Annotated in this window: 17 protein-coding genes; 6 read left to right on the top strand and 11 right to left on the bottom strand. The window is 30.0% G+C overall.

Features of this window, described 5'->3' with window-relative positions; all coding sequences use genetic code 11:
• Nucleotides 1-40 precede the first annotated feature (40 nt).
• The 6 genes from DIC82_12405 to DIC82_12380 all read right to left on the bottom strand — a co-directional run bounded on the left by DIC82_12405 (nucleotide 41) and on the right by DIC82_12380 (nucleotide 8071).
• On the bottom strand, nucleotides 41-1114 hold the full coding sequence (locus tag DIC82_12405; protein AWK51769.1) for a galactose ABC transporter substrate-binding protein: 1074 nt from the start codon (nucleotides 1112-1114) through the stop codon (nucleotides 41-43).
• A gap of 427 nt (nucleotides 1115-1541) precedes the next feature.
• Nucleotides 1542-3017 carry a YdiU family protein gene (locus DIC82_12400; protein ID AWK51768.1) on the bottom strand — a complete coding sequence of 492 codons (1476 nt, stop codon included), beginning with the start codon at nucleotides 3015-3017 and terminating at the stop codon, nucleotides 1542-1544.
• Nucleotides 3018-3740: 723 nt separating this feature from the next.
• Nucleotides 3741-5180, bottom strand: a complete 1440-nt coding sequence (locus tag DIC82_12395) for an amino acid permease (protein ID AWK51767.1) — start codon at nucleotides 5178-5180, stop codon at nucleotides 3741-3743.
• A gap of 283 nt (nucleotides 5181-5463) precedes the next feature.
• Nucleotides 5464-5781 (bottom strand): hypothetical protein, encoded by a 318-nt coding sequence (locus DIC82_12390; GenBank protein AWK51766.1) that lies wholly within the window; start codon nucleotides 5779-5781, stop codon nucleotides 5464-5466.
• A 293-nt stretch (nucleotides 5782-6074) separates the two neighbouring features.
• Nucleotides 6075-6431, bottom strand: coding sequence for a hypothetical protein (locus DIC82_12385; GenBank protein ID AWK51765.1), 357 nt, complete (start codon nucleotides 6429-6431; stop codon nucleotides 6075-6077).
• Nucleotides 6432-7000: 569 nt separating this feature from the next.
• On the bottom strand, nucleotides 7001-8071 hold the full coding sequence (locus DIC82_12380; GenBank protein AWK51764.1) for a galactose ABC transporter substrate-binding protein: 1071 nt from the start codon (nucleotides 8069-8071) through the stop codon (nucleotides 7001-7003).
• A 157-nt stretch (nucleotides 8072-8228) separates the two neighbouring features.
• Between DIC82_12380 and DIC82_12375 the strand changes: the two genes are divergently transcribed.
• From DIC82_12375 to DIC82_12360, 4 genes are all read left to right on the top strand, one after another.
• Nucleotides 8229-9923, top strand: coding sequence for a DDE transposase (locus tag DIC82_12375; GenBank protein ID AWK51763.1), 1695 nt, complete (start codon nucleotides 8229-8231; stop codon nucleotides 9921-9923).
• Between the two features lie 140 nt (nucleotides 9924-10063).
• A complete protein-coding gene (locus tag DIC82_12370; GenBank protein ID AWK51762.1) occupies nucleotides 10064-10978 on the top strand; it encodes an ABC transporter ATP-binding protein in 915 nt (304 codons plus the stop codon).
• Between the two features lie 13 nt (nucleotides 10979-10991).
• Nucleotides 10992-11996, top strand: coding sequence for an ABC transporter permease (locus DIC82_12365; GenBank protein AWK51761.1), 1005 nt, complete (start codon nucleotides 10992-10994; stop codon nucleotides 11994-11996).
• Between the two features lie 15 nt (nucleotides 11997-12011).
• Nucleotides 12012-12812, top strand: a complete 801-nt coding sequence (locus tag DIC82_12360; GenBank protein AWK51760.1) for an acyl-CoA thioesterase — start codon at nucleotides 12012-12014, stop codon at nucleotides 12810-12812.
• Between the two features lie 210 nt (nucleotides 12813-13022).
• On the opposite strand, the gene hydF is transcribed toward DIC82_12360, so the two are convergent.
• The gene (gene hydF, locus DIC82_12355) at nucleotides 13023-14261 is read right to left on the bottom strand and encodes a [FeFe] hydrogenase H-cluster maturation GTPase HydF (protein ID AWK51759.1); all 1239 of its coding nucleotides are present in this window, start codon (nucleotides 14259-14261) and stop codon (nucleotides 13023-13025) included.
• Nucleotides 14262-14520: 259 nt separating this feature from the next.
• Between hydF and DIC82_12350 the strand changes: the two genes are divergently transcribed.
• Nucleotides 14521-15918: an aspartate ammonia-lyase gene (locus tag DIC82_12350; protein ID AWK51758.1), complete on the top strand. Its 1398-nt coding sequence runs from the start codon at nucleotides 14521-14523 to the stop codon at nucleotides 15916-15918.
• A gap of 163 nt (nucleotides 15919-16081) precedes the next feature.
• Nucleotides 16082-17695, top strand: coding sequence for an IS1182 family transposase (locus DIC82_12345; GenBank protein AWK51757.1), 1614 nt, complete (start codon nucleotides 16082-16084; stop codon nucleotides 17693-17695).
• 200 nt (nucleotides 17696-17895) lie between these two features.
• Here the strand turns inward: DIC82_12345 and DIC82_12340 are convergent, their stop codons facing one another.
• The 4 genes from DIC82_12340 to DIC82_12325 form a co-directional block, all read right to left on the bottom strand.
• Nucleotides 17896-18453, bottom strand: a complete 558-nt coding sequence (locus tag DIC82_12340) for a hypothetical protein (protein ID AWK51756.1) — start codon at nucleotides 18451-18453, stop codon at nucleotides 17896-17898.
• A 174-nt stretch (nucleotides 18454-18627) separates the two neighbouring features.
• Nucleotides 18628-19593, bottom strand: a complete 966-nt coding sequence (locus tag DIC82_12335; GenBank protein AWK51755.1) for a heptaprenyl diphosphate synthase — start codon at nucleotides 19591-19593, stop codon at nucleotides 18628-18630.
• Between the two features lie 4 nt (nucleotides 19594-19597).
• On the bottom strand, nucleotides 19598-20128 hold the full coding sequence (locus DIC82_12330) for a heptaprenyl diphosphate synthase (protein ID AWK51754.1): 531 nt from the start codon (nucleotides 20126-20128) through the stop codon (nucleotides 19598-19600).
• A gap of 10 nt (nucleotides 20129-20138) precedes the next feature.
• Nucleotides 20139-20519: a hypothetical protein gene (locus DIC82_12325; protein AWK51753.1), complete on the bottom strand. Its 381-nt coding sequence runs from the start codon at nucleotides 20517-20519 to the stop codon at nucleotides 20139-20141.
• Nucleotides 20520-20523 lie beyond the last annotated feature (4 nt).

The raw sequence follows: 20523 nt of genomic DNA, 5'->3' as shown, positions 1-20523 counted from the left end.
GAATTTGCTACCACTTCTTCCTTATCAAATTCTAATATATTTATGGATTATTTTCCTTACCTGTATATATATCATACTGATATGGAATTATAATTTCTCCATCAACAATCTCATAGTTCGTATTTTCTGTAGGATTCAAATTATTAATTAAGTTCATTCCAATAGTATAAAACATTTCAGCTGCTACCTTAGAATCCTGAATAACAGTGCCAGTCATAAGACCTTTATCAATTAAATCTTTTGCTTCAGGTACTCCATCAATTCCAACGACTGCTATATTTTTTGATTTATCACCTTTATTGTATCCATATTTTTGTAGTGCTTTAATAGCACCTATTGCCATTTCATCATTGTTTGAAATTATTGCTTCAATCTTATCGTTGTATTTAAGAAACAAGTTATCAATAGAACTTTTAGCTAACTCTTCTAACCAATTAGCATGTATCAGCTCAAGCTGTTGTGTTTTTATTCCTGAATCATTAATTTTTGCAATAGCATACTTAGTTCTATCAATTGTTTGCGGATCATCAGTTACACCTTGTAACAGAATATATTGTAGTATGCCATCACCATTTTTATCTATGGCTTTCTTATTACTATTCCATAAATCAACAAGAATTTTCCCCTCTGCAGTACCTGGCTTCTTAGAATCTGGCACTACAAAAGCAACTTTATTATAGATTTTAGAAACTTTTAATACTATTTCTGGAGCAATATACATTAGAATTAATGGAATGTCTTCTTGTTTAACTTTATTGATAACGTCTTCTACAAAATTTTCTTTTTTATCTGTTGAGTTTAATATAACTAAATCAAAATTACTTTTAAGAGCAGAATCTAATATTTCATTCTGTATAGCTATATTATCTTTTGCATCAAAGAAAGTAAATTTAATATTGTTCTTGCTTTCTTTTTCAATATTTTCTAAGCTTTCTCTAAGTTTTATTATATACTGATGCTCAAGTGAGTGAATTATTACTGCAACGTTAACTATTTTTCTACTTTTAAAATTTATATTCGAATTAGCAGATATATTAACTTGATTCGTACTTGTTAATGTAAAAATAATTAACATAACCAGAATTAGTGTAATTATTTTTCTTAATATTTTCATTGTAATACCCTCCACTCTATATAATTATTTAAAATTATATATTTAATATTAGATTGGCATATAAATAAAAATTTATTCTGAAATTAATAAGAAAAATAAAGACAATTAAGATTCATATTGATTTGGTGTTCTCTTTCAAAAATTATAATTCAAATATTTTTACATTTTCATCTTTCTAATTATCAGCACAGTACTTATATAGCCCTAAAATTACAAACTAAATAACCCACGAAAATCAATTATGGTTTTTGTGGGTTTCATGGTGGAGGCGAAATGCAAACTTTAGAATCCACCATTATATTTAATTATGTAAGTTATGAGCTACAATATAAATATATATCTAATTGTAAATTTGCAATCACTTTCGCTTGCCTGTTTTATAGTATATAAAGATATAAAAGTATATTGGGATGCCTTGTTCTATATATTAAGTACCACAAAATGTTCGATAAGGACAAGTAGATTTCTCAGGTAGTGATATGTAACCAGCCTGTTCATCTGAATAAACGTAAGGACTCGAAATCACATTAAGAAGCTTTTCCATCACGCTGTAATCTCCTTTTTTCTCCGCGGCTTCTAGCGCCTCTTCTACTCTGTGGTTGCGAGGGATTATCGCAGGATTTGAACTTTTCATTAGCTCTAGAGAGCAATCTTTTGATTCCTCCTGCCTACTCAGTCTTTCCTCCCATTTTTTATGCCACTCAGCAAATGGCTCAGTATCAAACAAGTCCATATCCGAGAAATCATCAAAAGTTAATCCACGAAAGGTATTGGTATAATCAGCACCATGCTTGTGCATTATACTAAGCAGACTTTTAATAAGGTTTTCATCCTGAGGTTCTTCATTAAATATTCCTAGTTTTGTTCTCATTCCTGATAGCCAATTCTTTTGATACAACTTAGTAAAATCTGAAATTGCATCCTGAGCCAACTGCGCAGCCTTCTCTTTGTTATCATGCAGCAAAGGTAATAGAGTTTCAGCAAATCGCACGAGATTCCATCCAGCAATATATGGCTGATTTCCATAGGCGTAGCGACCTTCCCTATCAATGGAACTGAATACCGTTGCTGGATCATAAGTATCCATGAAGGCACAAGGCCCATAATCAATAGTTTCTCCGCTAATTGTCACGTTATCAGTGTTCATTACCCCATGAATAAAACCAACCATCTGCCATTTTGCAATGAGCGCTGCCTGACGCTTAATAACTTCCTGAAGTAAGAACAGATAGCGGTTTTCAGCACCGTCACCATCTAAAAAGTGTCGCTTTAGTGCATAATCAGCCAGAGCCCGGAGTTCTTCGACTGTGCCCCACTCTGCTGCGTATTGAAATGTGCCTACACGCAGATGGCTGGCAGCCACACGAGTTAGAATTGCACCTTGAAGTTTAGTTTCTCGAAATACTGACTCACCAGTTGTTACAACGGCTAGGCTACGGGTAGTAGGAATACCAAGTGCATACATTGCTTCGCTGATTATATATTCACGTAGCATTGGTCCAAGTGCTGCTTTGCCATCACCACCTCGTGAATAAGGCGTTCTACCTGAACCCTTGAGCTGAATATCAACGCGATCACCTCGAGGTGTAATTTGCTCACCAAGCAGCACAGCCCGACCGTCTCCTAGCATAGTAAAATGTCCGAATTGATTACCTGCGTAAGCTTGAGCAATAGGCAAAGCACCTTTTGGTATCTGGTTTCCAGCAAACACTGCTACTCCCTCAATCTTTTGCAGTGACTGAACGTTCAACCCGAGGTATGCGGCAAGATGATCATTGAGAATGATAAGCTTCGGTGAATTCACAGATGTTGGACTCTGTTTAGTAAAAAACAATTCTGGCAATTGAGCATAACTGTTGTCTAAGTTCCATCCTGTTTCTATTTTCACTTTTTTATCTTCCATCTTATCTCCTTTCATTTGCTTTTTTCATATTTCATCTTTTTCTTTTACATAAAACAAAAATGATAGAATTCTATGATTTCTTTTAGTTATCTACTTATGATATTAACATAATGCAACCATTTTTATTATCTGCTTTTGCCTTTTTTTTATACCCCTTACATACAAAAATGACTATATATAAAAGATACAAAAGGTAGCTTTTAATAACTTTGTAATTAAAATATTGCTAGAAATTTTACTTTCCACCAATATTTTTTTGCTCTTACATTTTTCAAATCAGCACGTATAAATATTACCTTAATAGGTGCTTCTTTAAACATTATAAATATCTTCGTTGTAATATATTCAAAAAAAGCACAGCACTAAACATATATTTAGTACTGTGTATATTGCATAAATTTGCACAAAGTTATGGTCCTTTGTTATTTTTACACTCTAGGAAGGCCTTTTGCTGGCTTATGCCTCTCCCTATTTTCCGCTGGCATTGATGTATTTGATGACTTATTATCATTCTTATTTGTATCAGATTTGTTATTTGTCATTTTCCCCACCTCATTTTTAGTTTTTACTTGTTATAAGTTTTATATTCATAATTTATAATGAATGGTGCGAAAATTCATCAATTGTTTCATATTTAACTCTAAAAATAGCTTCAAGTGTAAAATAATAGCATTTATACTTTTTTAGCTATTTTTATTACAATTACACTCTTTTTTACAACTCTTATTTTTCTCTTTTTTCCATATGGCTATCAGTAAATTCATCAGAAAACTCTGTTGCTAATTTAGATTGATGTACTTTCCTGTTTATCCTTATATTCCCATTTTTATTTTTTTCTGAATTATTAAAGACTTTCATTCCTAAATAAATTAATGAAGATATAATTATCATTGCAAAACCACATATAAGACCTGACGCTTGCCCAGAAATAAGAGGCATGCTAAAAATAATAGTAATCATACTTATTAGACCAATCCAAGACATATATGGAAATCCAGGCATTTGACATTTTCCATCAGGAGGACACCCATTTCGCATGCGAAAGCGTATATGAGTAGCCATAATTACTGCATATGTAAAAAGTAACGCAAACCCACCTGAACTTATTAAAAACAAATAAATTCTAGGAAATAATAGTCCAACACCCAATCCCAAAAGCATAGAAATTCCTGAAAATACTATTGCCTTATGAGGAACATCTTTTTTATCTTTTAGCCACTTAGGAGCGTGACCTTCATCTGCAAGAGACCTTAACATTCTTGCAATTCCAAACATAGATGCAAGTGATGCAGAAAGTATAGCTGTAACAAGTACCATATTTATAATACTGCCTGCCCATGTAATTCCCCATTTGTTAAGAGCAGCTACCATTGGACTTATGCTTTCATTAAGTTCAACTGTAGGAATTAGTGGAAGTAGTACTATAATAGAAAGTATGTAAAATCCCACAAGGCTTATAACTGTATAATTAATTGCTTTAGGAATTGTTTCTTTAGGATTATCAGCCTCAGAAGCCGCCAATCCAATTATCTCAAAACCAGCGTAAGCAAATACAACTATAAGCATACTTCCTGCAATACCACTTATTCCACCTGGCAACAAAGGTTCCCTTACTAATTCTCCAACACCTATTGCACTTCTTCCTGGAATTATTCCTGTAATTAGTAATAATGCTATAATTATAAATGAAACTATAGCTAAAAGCTTTATTGCTGCAAGACCACTTGCTAGCCTACTTAGCTTATCAGCACCTAAAAGATTAAGCAAAGTTACACCAATTATAATTGTACTTCCAACTATAGCTATTGATATATTAGGAAACCAGTTATGTAATAAAATTGATATAGCAGTAGCTTCACTAGACATCGAAAGAACCATTCCAATCCAATAAACCCAACCTACAACAAATCCAGTTCCTGGACCAAAGGCTTGTGTTGCAAAGGTCATAAAAGATCCAGAATCAGGATTTGCTACAGTCATTTCCGATAAAGCATAAAGTATAAAATATACCAAGACTCCTCCCAAAATATAAGATATTAAAATAGCAGGTCCAGCAGCATTAATAGCTACAGATGACCCAAGAAAAAATGACCCTCCTATTACACTTCCTAGAGCCATCATTGTAAGTTGCCAAGCAGATAATCCATTACGTTTTTTCGTCATAATATTCTCCTCCATATTTATACATCTAAAATTATTACTTTCTTAAAGATGCTTAAAATAGCTTCTAGAATATTATTCCTCAAAATTTAAAATACATTCCTTTGTTCTTTATTAAAAAACAAAATGGATTGATACAAGTCCATGGCTATTACATTCTATTACTTTGAGCTAATCTTCATTAATTTAATAGTATCAAAAAATATATTAAATATACTTTATCTCATCTGGAAATTTTTACTTATATTAGTACTTTTAGTTTTCAACTGTGTTTACATTTAATAAATCATTTATTTTTATTAATACTTCTTACTTTGGATTTATCTTTGCATTTAATACAACATTTATTTTTTTTCATATAAATTAAAATTTCTCGTTTTGCTTTTTCATAGCCCTCTTTAAAACCCTCTATAAAACCCTCTTTAAATAATTCTTCGCAATCTTCATCGTCATCTTTTTTCATGTTATTTATAAAGCTTTCATCTGCTTCATCTACTTCATCAATATCAATATCAAAATCGAAATTATAATTTTTATTTTTTATATTTCCACTTTCGTCTTCATAGTAGTTTATATATTCTCTTCCACTATTTTTGTTATTCATCTTCTTCTCTCCTTAATAATCTACTTTAAGTTATTTAATTATTAATAATACAATTTGCCTTAATATTTTCTGTTTTATTGTTTTATTAATATATTTAATAAAAATATTAATAAACAACATTTTAGGAGTTTTAAATTCTCTCAATTTTATATTATGCTGATTTATTATATTTGCTATCAATTAGAGGTGAAATAATAATTATGGCTTTAATTAAAATCTATTTATAGATTTTAAGAACATTTGCAGGGTAGACCTTTTTTCATTGGTCTACCCTGCAAATGTTTTTATATTACTTATTTCTCTGACTCACATGGATATATATAATTGGCTACAGTGCGAACTTCTAATTCACTAGGATCACATACATCATCCTCTGGAATTACAAACAATACTTTACGTTCAATAGTCCCACATTCAGAGTCTCCACATGCCATTGTAATAAACCCTTTAAAAGCAAGTATTCTATGACATTTATCATATATAATTGCTGCAACAGCAACTTTTTTATCGATACATACATTATTTACTTTTACTCTTACAGTTACTAATATGGCACCATGTCTTTCTATTTCTACTGAATCCGCATTAATAAAATTACATAATTCACATGAACATCTATTGCGTTTAGCTCCCTTATCATATTGACCCATTTAATACAACTCCTTCTTACATATAAATTTAGAATAAGACAAATACTTATTAATACTGATTTGGCCATTCATAATTCTTATAGATACATATATCATTAAAATATATCTTCAACATAATGTTAATAATTTGATATATGTTCTCCTAAATCATATTAATATTTTTAAATGACTTTATTATAAATTTACAAAGGTTTGATTAATGAGTTTATATATAATATAGAATATAGAATATAGAAACTTTACATTCTATATTTATACTATATTCTTTGTAAAATATTTGGTGAACAAATATTATTAACATCTTGTAAAAGTACAGACATTCCCGTTATATATATAGCTAGTTGTATTGTCATATAAATCATCTTCATTCTAAGTCTGCTTATATAATACTATTACATGTAGACTGCTATTAGATTAGTATAAAAAAATTCTACACCCATCATATGAGTCTTGAATTTTTATGTATAACATTATTTGTACAATTATATTTTAATTTTGAATATATAAAATTATCCCCCTCATTCTCATATAAAGAAGAATATGGGGGATAATTAAAGTTAATTTAATATTTATTGATTATTTAACTTACCTGTGTATACATCATAAGGAAATGGCATAATAATTTCTCCATCAACAATCTTATAGTTTGTATTTTCTATTGGATCTAAATTATTAAATAAATTCATTCCAATGGTATATATCAATTCAGCTTCAATATTCGGATCTTGAATAACAGTTCCGGTCATAGAACCTTTATCAATTAAGTCAATGGCTTCAGGTAATCCATCTATTCCAACAACTGGTATATTTTTCGATTTATCGCCTGTATTGTATCCATATTTCTGTAATGCTTCAATCGCTCCTATTGCCATTGCATCATTATTTGCAATTATTGTCTCAATATTCCCACTATATTTAAGAAATAAGCTATCAATAGAATTTTCAGCTGACTCTTTAAGCCAACTACCATTTATCAATACAAGTTCTTGTGTTTTTATTCCTGAATCATTAATTGTTGAAATTGCATATTTAGTTCTATCAACTACCTGCGGATCATCAGGAGGACCCTGTAACAAAACATATTGCAGTATATTATCACGATTTTTATCTATATCCATCTTATTACTATTCCATAAGTCAGCAATAATTTTCCCCTGAGCGACACCTGCTTTTTTAGAATCTGGTGTTATAAAGGCCACCTTATTGTAGATATTAGAAACTTTTGCCACTACATCTTGAGGAATATTTAATAATATTAATGGTATGTTTTTTGATTTAACTCTATTAATAACATCTGCTACAACATTTTCTTTTTTATTTGATAAATATAATATAACTAGATCATAATTGTCTCGAACAACAGAGTCTAACATTTCATTTTGTACAGATATATTATTTTTTGGATCAAAGAAAGTAAATTTAATATTATTCTGATTTTCCTTTTCGATATTTTCTAAGCTTTGGAATACCCTCTTGGTATATGGGTCATCTATTGTAAAAAATATTGCTGCAGCATTTACTACTTTTCTATTATTAGAACTTAAATTCAGGCAGGCATGTGTAATATTAGTAGTGCTTGTTAATGTAAAAATAATTAAAGTAATCATAACCAATGAAACTGCTTTACTCAAACTTTTCATTCTAACCTCCAGTTTTATAATTATTTTAAATTTTATATCTGATGTTATGTTGCCTATAATGATAAAATTTATTCTATTTTATGATTAGACCACAAAAAGCTGACAAATATCATCCAATTAGAATTTAATGATATAATAGCATTATAAAATTAAACGTATGAGGAGAATTACTATGTTTTGCAAAAATGACCTTCAACAAACTTCATTATTTGAACCAATCAACCAAATGCCAAAATACCTTCAAGATATTTTAAATAAAAGTTGGGCTAAGGCATTTAAGGATCATATTTTTCCGCGAATAAATGAGGAGCGTTTTTCGGTTTTATATAGCAATAAAGCCTCAAGGCCTAATTCACCTATTAATGTTATTCTTGGCTTACTAATTATAAAAGAAATATTTCAGCAGACTGATGAAGAGCTTATCGGCTCTATTCATTTCGATGTAAGATATCAATATGCTTTAAATACAACTAATTATGAAACACAACCAGTATCTATAAATACTCTAACAAATTTTAGAAACAGACTTGTTGAATATGAAGCGTCAACTAATGAAGACTTAATAAAAGCTGAAGTTGAAGCTTTATCCGAAAGCATTGCTAAGTATTTATCTGTTGATAATAAAAAAGTTAGAGTGGATTCGTTAATGGTTAGTTCATCATGCAAAAAATTAAGTAGAATTGAGCTAGTATATTCTATAAATAGCAGACTTATTAAAGCTCTAAATATAATAAATCCACCTATTATAAGTGATGAACTAAAACCGTACCTTGAAAAGGGGCATAAAAATGACACTATATATAGAACTCAAGATTTAAAGGCTGATTCAAAACTTTCAATTTTAATCGAACATTCTAAAATTCTATACAATATCGCTCTGAAAGCTGGAGATATAGTTACTTCAACAGAAGAGTTTCAACTTTTAAATAGAGTTATTCAGGACCAAACTACAGAAGATGCTGCAAAAAATTTAGTTATTAAAGATTCAAAAGATATAACTTCAACTAGTTTACAAAATCCAACTGACAAAGATGCAACCTACAGAAAAAAATATGGTGGTAACGTTGGTTATGTTGTTAATATACAAGAATCATTTAATGATAAAAACAGTGTTATAACAGGCTATGACCTTAAGCAAAATATTCACAGCGATTCAAAATTTGCTGATGATGTTATTGCTAATTTAGCTTCACAAAATAAAAATTCAAACTGTAAACTACTAGTTGATGGTGCTTACTATGAACAAGAAAAAGCCAAAAATGCTTTAAAACAAGGAATTGAAATGATTCCAAGTCAACTAGTTGGCAGAAAAGTATCTACTGATAAACTGAGTTATTCAAAATTCATTGTAGATGACGAAAAAAATGTAATAAGTTGTTGTCCTAACGGAGTCGAACCTGTAGAGTCTTATTATAGTTCAAAATCTTATACAGCCAAATTTGACTCCAGTACATGTGAAAAATGTCCTTTAAATTCACAATGTCCAAAGAAAATATCAAAGAAATTTAATACCATAAGAGTTAGCGAAAAAGCTTATAATACAGCTACTCAAAGAGAAAAAATGCACGAGAGTGAGTATATAAAGCTTGCAAATAAAAGGGCTGGTATAGAAGGTATTCCTTCTGTTTTGAGGAGAAGATATAAAATTGATACCATGCCTATCCGGGGATTATTGCGCTCAAAATTATGGGTTGGATTTAAAATCGCAGCCTATAACTTCAAGAAACTGTTAAAACAGTTTCTTGAAAGTGGCATAGAGTGTTTTCTCAATATAATTGCATGTATAGTTGCTGTAATAATTAACTGTTTTAAATTATATTTTTTAGAATTTGAAGCAAAGCTGTCAAACTAATCACGATACTTTATAGTTTTTGTGGTTTAATCATTTTATAAATTATAAAATATATTATAATCTAATTTTATTATTATTTATTTACACGACATATATGTTATAATTCCAATATAAATTTTTAAATTTAAAGAAGGTGTACTATGTTAAAACAAGTCTTATTATTAGATAATGTTCATAAAACCATAAAAAATAAAGAAATCGTTAAAGGTATTAGCTTTTCAATAAACGCTGGTGAAGTTTTAGGTTTTCTTGGCCCCAATGGTGCTGGGAAATCAACCACCTTAAGAATGATTGTCGGACTTTCCTCTCCAACACGTGGAAAAATTATAATTGATGGTCATTCAATTACCAAAGATTATGTTAAAGCTATGTCCAAAGTTGGTTGCATTATAGAAGGACCAGATATGTACAATTATTTAAGTGGATTGGAAAATTTAAAGATGCTCTCTTCTATGAATAAATATGTTACTAATGAAGATATTACAAAAGCAATAGAACTCGTAGGCATGCAAAATAGAATAAATGACAAAGTCTCTACTTATTCCTTAGGGATGAAACAAAGGTTAGGCCTTGCGCAGGCTCTTGTACATAAGCCAAAACTTCTTATATTAGATGAACCTACAAATGGACTTGATCCTTCAGGAATTAATGAGTTTAGGCATATAATTCACGACCTTGCTAAAAAAGAAAATATCGCTGTTCTTATTTCTAGTCATTTGATATCTGAAGTTGAATTAATGTGCGATAAAGTTGCCATAATAAAAAGTGGTACTTTACTTAAATATTCTTCAGTATCTGAGCTTATAAATAGTCAAGAAGTTTTCTTTGTATTAAGTGATAATCAAAGAGGTATTGAGATATTAAAAAACAAATGGAATATAGATAGTTCACTTAAGGATGACAGAATTGTAGCAAAAGTTGATATATCTAAACTTGAAGCAATTAATTCTTCCTTTATAGAAGAAGGGCTAATGATAAAATTCGTAAATACCAATCAAAAAACTTTAGAAGACTTATTTTTAAATCTTACAGAAGGAAATACTACCATTAGTTAAGGAGGTGGAAATATTGTTAGTTTTAGTAAAAAATGAAGTAAATAAAATTTTGTCTAAAAGAAAAATGTTACTTATTACTGTAATCATGTTAATTTTAGTTTCTTTATTTGCATATGGGCAAAATTATCAATACAAAAATACTTTAAATAAGTATTTAAAAACAACCACTGAAAATGGAGATGTTGCTTGGCAATCATTACAAAAGCAGCAAATACAAGATTTGAAAAATAGACTTAATAGAATTGATACTCCTGAATTAGGGAAAGCTTCTATTAATATTCAAATTCAACAAAATCAATATTATTTAGATAATAATATAAATCCAATTACTCCAAGTGCAGCAAAATTTTCAGTGAAATTAATGGAGCAGTCTACATCTGTTTTACTTCCCCTATTGATAATTCTACTTTCTAGTGATAGTGTGTGTGGAGAATTTTCTACAAAAACTATTAAAGTACTATTAACAAGGGCTGTTCCAAGATGGAAGGTATTGCTTAGTAAATATGTAGCACTTTTAATTTTGTTTTCTATAGTAATTTTAGAAATGGCTGTACTTTCTATTTTTATTTCAGGTTTATTATTTAATAATTGGGGTTTTTATGAGCCTGTAGCTACAGGTTTTAATTCAGTTTCTGGAACCTTAGATGTTTCAAATGTAATCAAAGTAACACAGCTCCAATACTTAATTCTTGTATACTCACTTGGATGGTTTGTGTCAATTATTATTGGAACAATTTCATTTATGGTTTCTGTTTTAGTAAGAAATACAGCCACATCTATTGGAATAATGATGGCTACACTAGTTAGCGGAGGCTTCCTTAGATTGTTCTTAGCTGATTGGCCTGCAATAAAATACTTTTTTCCTATCAACCTAAACTTACCACAATATCTTACTGGCTCATACACGCCTATAAGTGGAATGTCCTTAAGCTTTAGTATTCTAGTACTTCTAACTTGGGGCATAGGTGCTTTTATTGTCAGTTTTGTTGTATTTACTAAGCAAGATGTTTTAATCTAAAAGGAGGGAATTAAAATGTTTCAAAAACTAAAATGGAAATTCATTTTATTATTATCTATAGTTTCTACTGTAACCTTTATTATTGGTTTATCATCAGCATTATCAATAAGTTCTTCCCCTCCTAAAGAAATGGCAAATACTGATACTAAAACTGAAAAGCCTAAAAATGAAGAATCTGACCCAAATTATTACAATATGTTAGTTCTTGGAGATTCACTTGCAAAAGGGACTGGAGATGAAAAAGGCCTTGGTTTTACAGGTTACTTCTCAGATTACTGGAAAAGTAAGATTTCAAAGGAAATTAAAATAAATAACCTTGCAATAAATGGAGATGTGTCTAGTGGGCTTTTAAGTGTAGTACAAGATTCGCAAACCTTAGCTGATATTGACGGTTCAGATATGATATTTATATCTATAGGCGGTAATGAAATAAGTAAACTTAAAAATATGGATATAACTTCATCTACGACTAAGTTAAAGGATATGGAAGATACTTATTTAGCTAATTTAAAATCCATATTCAAAATAATTAGAACTAATAATCCATCATCTATGGTAATTTTCATTGGACTATATAATCCATTTGGAAATGAACTTACATCGGATAAGGTAAGTATTTTAAATGAATGGAATTACCAAAGTCAGCAGCTTGTATCATTAGATTCAAATGCACTTTTTATTCCAACCTACGATCTTTTCAAATATAATACGCAAAGTTATTTAGCAGCAGATGATTTTCATCCTAATAGTGCTGGATATGAAGCCATTTCTGATAGAATAGTTGAAGCATTGAAAAATTATAAACTAACTCACTAGAATACAAATTTTTTTATATTCTTAATTGTCTCTATTAATTATACACCAAACACTTCCATTCCATGTTTTCCATTTCATTATTCCATCTGTACTTACACAATAAATAAAAAAATATTACGCTCATATGTATATCTTCATATCATAGGTGTACTTATTAAAATAGATGGTCAAAAGACCATCTATTTTATATATTTTCTGATTAATTCAGTTTTAAATAAAATCACCATCATATATTGCTTTTGCCAATGGGAATGGCTCAAGAGCTCTTTCTAAAATCCCTTGGACATATCCGATAAGTACTCCATAATTAACAATTGGAATATCATGTTTAACTGCATTATCAATCCTTGAAAGCATGGCTGCTCTATTTAGCATGCATCCCCCGCAGTGAATAATAAGCTTATATTTCTTAATATCATCAGTAAATGAAGCTCCAGAAGAATATTCAAAATTTATTTGTTTTCCAGTCATTTGTCTTACCCATCTTGGGATTTTCACTGTTCCAATATCGTCGCACTGTCTATGATGAGTGCATCCTTCTGAAATCAATACACTATCGCCGTCTTCCAGACTTTCTAACACTTTAGCACCTTTTACAAGTTCATTAAGATTGCCTTTATATCTTGCCTGTAATATTGAAAAAGAAGTAAGCATTATGTCTTTAGGTGTGTCTGCTGATGCCTTTAAAAACACTTGTGAGTCTGTTATAACAAGCTTAGGTTTTTTCTTTAGACTTTCAAGGGTTTCTCTTAATTCATGTTCTTTGGTTACAATGGCTATAGCATCACTTTCTATTATATCTCTTATTGTTTGCTGTTGTGGAAGAATAAGTCTTCCTTTAGGCGCTGCTTTATCAATAGGAGTAACAAGAACAACTATATCTCCTGGACTTATAAGGTCTCCTACTAACTTGAATTTATCTTCATCGTCTGGTATTTCATTTATAATTTTTTGCTTAAGTTCTTCTATGCCATTTTTGTTTAATGCAGAAACAGAAACAACTGGAACACCAATTTCCTTCTCAATATTATTTATTTCTTCTTTTGTTATACTTCTTCGATCTGCCTTATTGAAAATACAAATCATAGGTATTTTCTTTTCTTTTATTTCATTTATTATAGTTGTATCATTTTCAGTAACTCCAATAATACTGTCTACTACTACCAATGCAATATTTGTCTTTGATAAAACTTCAAGGGTTTTCTTTTTTCTTGACTCACCTAATTCACTTTCATCATCAAGTCCTGCCGTATCAATAATCATACAAGGTCCTATAGGAAGGATTTCAATAGCTTTATAAACAGGGTCAGTAGTTGTCCCCTTTACATCAGAAACAATGGAAATGTCTTGATTTGTAAGTGCATTTATAATACTAGATTTGCCGGCGTTTGTCATTCCAAACAGGGCAATATGTACTCTTTCTCCAGATGGCGTTGTATTTAAACTCATATTATTAACTCCTCTTATTTTTTTATATTTTTTTAAATGGTTTCTTCTATTATAATATAAAATATAAATATTATAAAATTATAATATTTATTATGGTACTATAATATAGAATTACACATTAAAAGTAATTATAAATTTAGTGACAAGTGATAAGTGACAAATTACAAGTATAAGTTAATATAGAAAAGCCTATAGGCTTTTCATCGTAAACTGCTAACTGTAAATTGTTAACTGTTAACTGACTTAAGGAGTGTTTATTTTGGATTTTAGATTAGAACAAGATTTATTGGGTGAAAAAAATATAGATAACTGTACATACAGTGGAATAAATACAGCCAGGGCCTTGGAAAACTTTGATTTAAATGGCAATACTGTGAATTTAAATCTGGTAAAAGAAATTGCTCTTATAAAAAAGGCAGCCGCAATAACAAATAAAAGCTTAAAATCACTTACTCATGAAAAAGCTGATGCAATAATAAAAGCAAGTGAAGAAATCATAGAAGGAAAATTTGATGATGAATTTAAAATCAGTGCATTTCAAGGTGGAGCTGGTACATCTACCAATATGAATGTAAATGAAGTTATTGCTAACAGGGCAATTGAATTATTAGGTGGTACAAAAGGAGATTACAATATAGTACATCCCCTTAATGATGTCAATATGTCACAATCAACTAATGATGTTTATCCTTCTGCTCTTAGAATTGCTGCAATCAGGTTAATCAGAAAGTTAAGCAATTCTTTGTCTAGTTTACAGGAAGCTCTCCAAATGAAAGAAAATGAGTTCTCAGATATAATAAAACTTGGAAGAACTCAATTAATGGATGCACTGCCAATGACAGCTGGTCAAAGTTTTGGAGCATATTCAAAAGCAATAGAACGGGACAGATGGAGAATATACAAAGTAGAAGAAAGATTAAGACAAATTAACCTTGGAGGTACTGCAATAGGTACAGGATTAAATGCTACAAATAAATATGTATTTATGCTAACAGATATTATTCAGAACCTCACTGGCCTTGGCATCGCAAGATCTGACTATCCTATGGATATCACACAAAACTGTGATATATTTGTAGAAACCTCTGGATTATTAAAATCTTGTAGCGTAAATCTTCTTAAGATTTCAAATGACTTAAGGCTACTAAATTCTGGTCCTCGTGGTGGAATAGGAGAAATGATTCTTCCTAATATGCAGGCTGGTTCAACAATTATGCCAGGAAAAATTAACCCTGTTATTCCTGAAATGGTTGCACAGGTCAGTTTAAGAGTAATTGCTAATGATAGCGCTATTACTATGGCAAGTTCCATGGGGCAATTGGAGCTAAATGCATTTACTCCACTTATAGCAGAATCCTTGCTTGAATCTCTAGAGCTTCTTGATAGAAGCGTGACGATTTTTAAAGATAAATGTATAACTGGACTTAAAGTAAATAAGGATAGATGTTTAGAAAACTTAGAGAAATCATTAGTTTCTGCAACTGCTTTAGTTCCCCATTTAGGTTATGATAAAGCTAGCTCAATATCAAAAAAAGCTTTAGCTACCGGAAAAACCATAAGAGAAATTCTATTAGAAGAACAGATATTGCCTGATGAGATTATCGATAAGATATTATGTCCATCTGAATTAATAAAAACTAATATCCCTGGAAAATAATTTATAAATTTTAATTTGAGTATTTTCTATATAACGTTAATCTATAGATGTGAAAAAGGGGCTGTTGCAAAACTAACATAGTTAGTTTTGTAGCAGCTCATTTTTTTTAAGAAATAAAAAAATGTGAATTCCGAAGAAATCACATTTATTGTATAATTAAGTTATGTACAAAATAAAGAAATCATACACTAAAGATTATAATGAATTTAATGATAATTTTCAACTTATATTACCATTAAATTTGGAAAATTTAATACCAGAAGATGATTCTGTTCGCTTGCTAAGCCACGTATTGGAGGGATTAGATTACAGAAAGTTGTATAAGGCGTACTCTTCCGTTGGAAGAAAACCGGCAGTGGAACCCAAAATCATGTTCAAAATAATATCGTATGCGTATTCTCAAAATGTTTATTCAAGTAGAAAAATAGAAAAAGCATGTAAAAGAGATATAAATTTTAGATGGCTGCTTCAAGGATGCAAAGCCCCTGATCATGCTACAATTAGTAGATTTCGAAAAGATTATCTTTCAAATGAAGTAATTGAAGAATTATTTTATCAGCAAGTTAATTATTTAGCTGATCAAAATGAAGTATTATTTGAAAATGTATTTATTGATGGTACTAAAATCGAGGCGAATGCCAATCGATATACTTTTGTTTGGAAGAAAGCCATTTACAAAAATGAAGAGAAAATGTTTAATAAAATTCTTACTCTTGTTGAAAATGTCAATCTTGAAGAATTGAAAGAATTTAGTATTCAAAAAGAAACATTGATAAATGATCTCGATAAAATTCTCGAATGGCTTTTATATGAAAAAGAGAAGAGAAACATAGAATTTGTTCATGGAATTGGTAAGAGAAAAACTACAATTCAGAAATGGATAGAGCAACTATTTGAATATAAAGAGAGACAAGAAAAATATAATTTCAGTAAAACCATATTCTCAAATAGAAATAGTTATTCTAAAACTGATCCAGACGCAACTTTCATGCATATGAAAGATGATCATATGAGAAATGGTCAATTAAAGCCAGCATATAATGTACAAATTGCAGTTGAAAGCGAATACGTGACCGGTGTCGGAATATTTGATGATAGAAATGACATAGCAACACTAATACCTATGCTTAATAATATGCAAGAAAAAATTGGTCGTAAATATCTTAATGTGATTGCAGATTCGGGTTATGAAAGCGAAGAAAATTATTTATTTTTAGAATACAATAATCAGACCCCATACATAAAGCCGCAAACTTATGAAAAGTGGAAAAAAAGAAGTTTCAAAAATGATATAAGTAAGCGAGAAAATATGCAATATGATGCTGAATCAGATTTTTATGTTTGCAATAATGGTAGAAAGTTGATTCCGACCTCTATTATTCATAGAAAATCCGCCAGTGGATACAAATCAGAAGTTACTGTTTATGAGTGTGAAAGCTGTGATAATTGTGTTCATAAAGAAAAATGTACAAAAGCAAAAGGAAATAGAAAGATGCAGGTTTCGAAAACTTTTGTAGAAAAGCGTGAAATATCTTATAGAAATATTACAACTGAAATTGGAGCTAAATTAAGAATGAACAGATCTATTCAGGTCGAAGGAGCATTTGGAGTTCTAAAAAGTGACTATGAATTCAATAGATTTTTAACACGTGGAAAAAATAGTGTAAAAACTGAATTTATTTTGCTTTGTTTTGGTTATAACATTAACAAATTGCATTCAAAAATCCAAAACGGAAGAACTCAAAAACATCTTCATGAATTAAAACAATCTGCCTAATTATGGAATAATTTAAGTAGGCTTATTAAAGTGCGCTTAAAACATAAAAATCTCTCAATAATTATTATTCAATTTTAATTATTAAGAGATTTTTTAATTTAAAACGAAAAGAAGTGTCGCTTCTGATTAAAAATTAATCATTTTGCGACACGCCCTTCTTCTTAAAATCTAACTAATATTTAAAGTTAATGAATATAAAATTATTTCTTTACTTCTTGTTTTCCACTTACAGAAGATTTATCATCCATTTTAAATCCAGCCTTAGCTGCATCATCTTTAAAATAGATATTTCCTTCAACCTTATTATCAACTAACTTGAAGTCGTTAGTTTCAACATATAAATCCCCCTTGAAAGTTCCATGTTCAATACTTGCTTGTGGGCTCTTAATAGTTAATTTTGGTGCAGTTAAAGTAAATCTAGCTGTTACTTTACGAGCATCATCTTGAGTATAAAGACCTATCTTTCTTTGTATAATTTCTTTACCTGCATCATCCTTTTTACCATTCTTGAATTCGCCTTCTAATACTAGATCCTTGTCGAATGTCAAATCCTTTGTAGCAGCAATAATCCATTTTCCATCTTTACTCATTGCCTTAGCGAATACCTCTGGATCACTTGTTACTGATGCTGATGCTGTAGCATCTGCTTTTGGTGTTTCTGCTGGTGCTGGTGCATTTGTTGAAGTATCTTTAGAACCACATCCAACTAATAATGCAGCAACCATAACTGCTGATAATAATAATGCTTTAATTTTCATGAGAAGTTCCCCCTATTTTTTTGAAATTTATTATAGCATAATTGATAAAAAATAATATTAGAATATCACAATTTATCATTATGATTATAAACAATAAATATTTTTAAATATAATTCAAAAATTTCTACTTAGATATTAGATTCACTTTTATTTTCATTTAATTTTATTCTTTATTTAATAAAATCTTACTAATAACTTTTCTGTTGTCTTTAATAAGATATTTTTATTTTCACTGTCTGGTAGAGTATTAATTAAATTAAACGCTCTATTAGTGTATCTTTCAGCTAATACTTTAGATTTTTCAATACCCCTAAATTCTTTTACTATATCAGCAATGTCTCTAAGATCATTTTCGTCATAGGAGTCTTTATCAAGAATTGTGGATAAATCAATATTTTTTTTCTCAAGAGCATATATTAGTGGCAGCGTATAAATACCTTGTTTTATGTCAATACCTATAGACTTTCCAACTATCATTTCATCCCCTGTATAATCTAAAATATCATCAATTATTTGAAAAGCCATACCTATATTATGTCCGATATTTGACAGTTTTCTGCGTAGTTTATCATCACATTTGCTTGCCATGGCTCCACTATAAAAACTTAAAGCAAAAAGCTCAGCAGTCTTTGCAGATATTCTTTTTAAATATTTTCTTACAGATACTCGTTTATTGTACTTAGATGAGAATTGTTCTATTTCCCCCATGCATATTCTAGACATAACATTTGAGTCCACTTTAATATTTTTTAAAGTAGAATGCTCAGATAAAATTTTAAAGCATCTACAGAACAAAAAATCCCCTATGTATACTGCATAATCTTTACCATATTTAGCCTGAATGGTTTCAGTTCCTCTTCTAAGTTTAGAATCATCTACTATGTCATCATGAACCAAAGTAGCCATATGAAGCATCTCAAGCACAGCCGCCAGATGATAAATCTCTTCCTCCTTAAAGACACCAAATCTTGCAGCAATAATCAAAAATGCTGGCCTAAGAAGCTTCCCACCCGAATTTATAAGTTCTAAAATTGTATTTTCAACAAGCTTTTCTTTACACTTAATATTTTTGTTCATTATTTTAATAACTTCTTCTAAGTCATTTTTTACAATTGGATATTCATTCCAAAATTCATCCATGTGATCACCCTTTATCGTCAAATAATTTAGTAGTTACGTTTATCTTATTTAAGTGGTTTAAAATATATCTAGAAGTTAAACCAACAAAAAAACCTGTTCCTATTCCTGACATTGTTAAAATGGGTAGATATAAACTTACATTTACATTTTGAACTATCAATGCAGCTATAGTAATTTGACCTATGTTATGAAACGCTGACCCTGCCGTACTAATGCCTATTAGACTTACATTGTCTTTCCCTACTCTCTTGATTAATACCATTATAATAAAGCTAAATACTGCCCCAGCAATGCTATATAATAGACTAGATATGCTTCCACCAAGCATAGCTGAAAGCAGCAACCTAACTATAATAACTAGGAAAGTTTCTATTTCTCCAAATAAATATAGTGACACAACAGTAATAATATTAGCTAACCCAAGTTTTGCACCCGGTGTTATAAATGGTACTGGTATCATTGATTCAAATATATGAAGCACCAGTGCTTGTGCCACAAGCAAGGATAAGAATATCATCTTTCGAGTTTTTGTCATTTAATTCACCTTAAAAGGATACTTCATCGGTCTCCTGTTTTCCTTCACCTATTATTCTTACAATCAATTTATGGGGCAAACATATTAAAGATTCCCCAGGTTTGCTGATGGCATTAGCCTTTACACATATTTTATCATGGCAGTCTGCATCAATGATTTTTACTTGTTCATTATCTATTTCAACAACATTTTTTCCTAGTTCATTATCAATAATAAATGATACCTTTCCTGAATCTTTTTTTATGGGAAGTTTTTTATATAACGTTCCCTGTGAATACACTTCCACATATAGACTGTTATGCTTATTACTATTTGTAATAAGCATAACTCCTTCAGGAATGAATGATATTATAATTAATGCAACTATTATGATTACATCCCATTTTTTCATTATT

Origin of the sequence: Clostridium beijerinckii (assembly GCA_003129525.1) — a bacterium.
GTDB classification, from domain to species: domain Bacteria; phylum Bacillota; class Clostridia; order Clostridiales; family Clostridiaceae; genus Clostridium; species Clostridium beijerinckii_D.
Note: the sequence above shows the minus strand (reverse complement) of the source record. Positions and strands in the feature narration are given on the sequence as shown.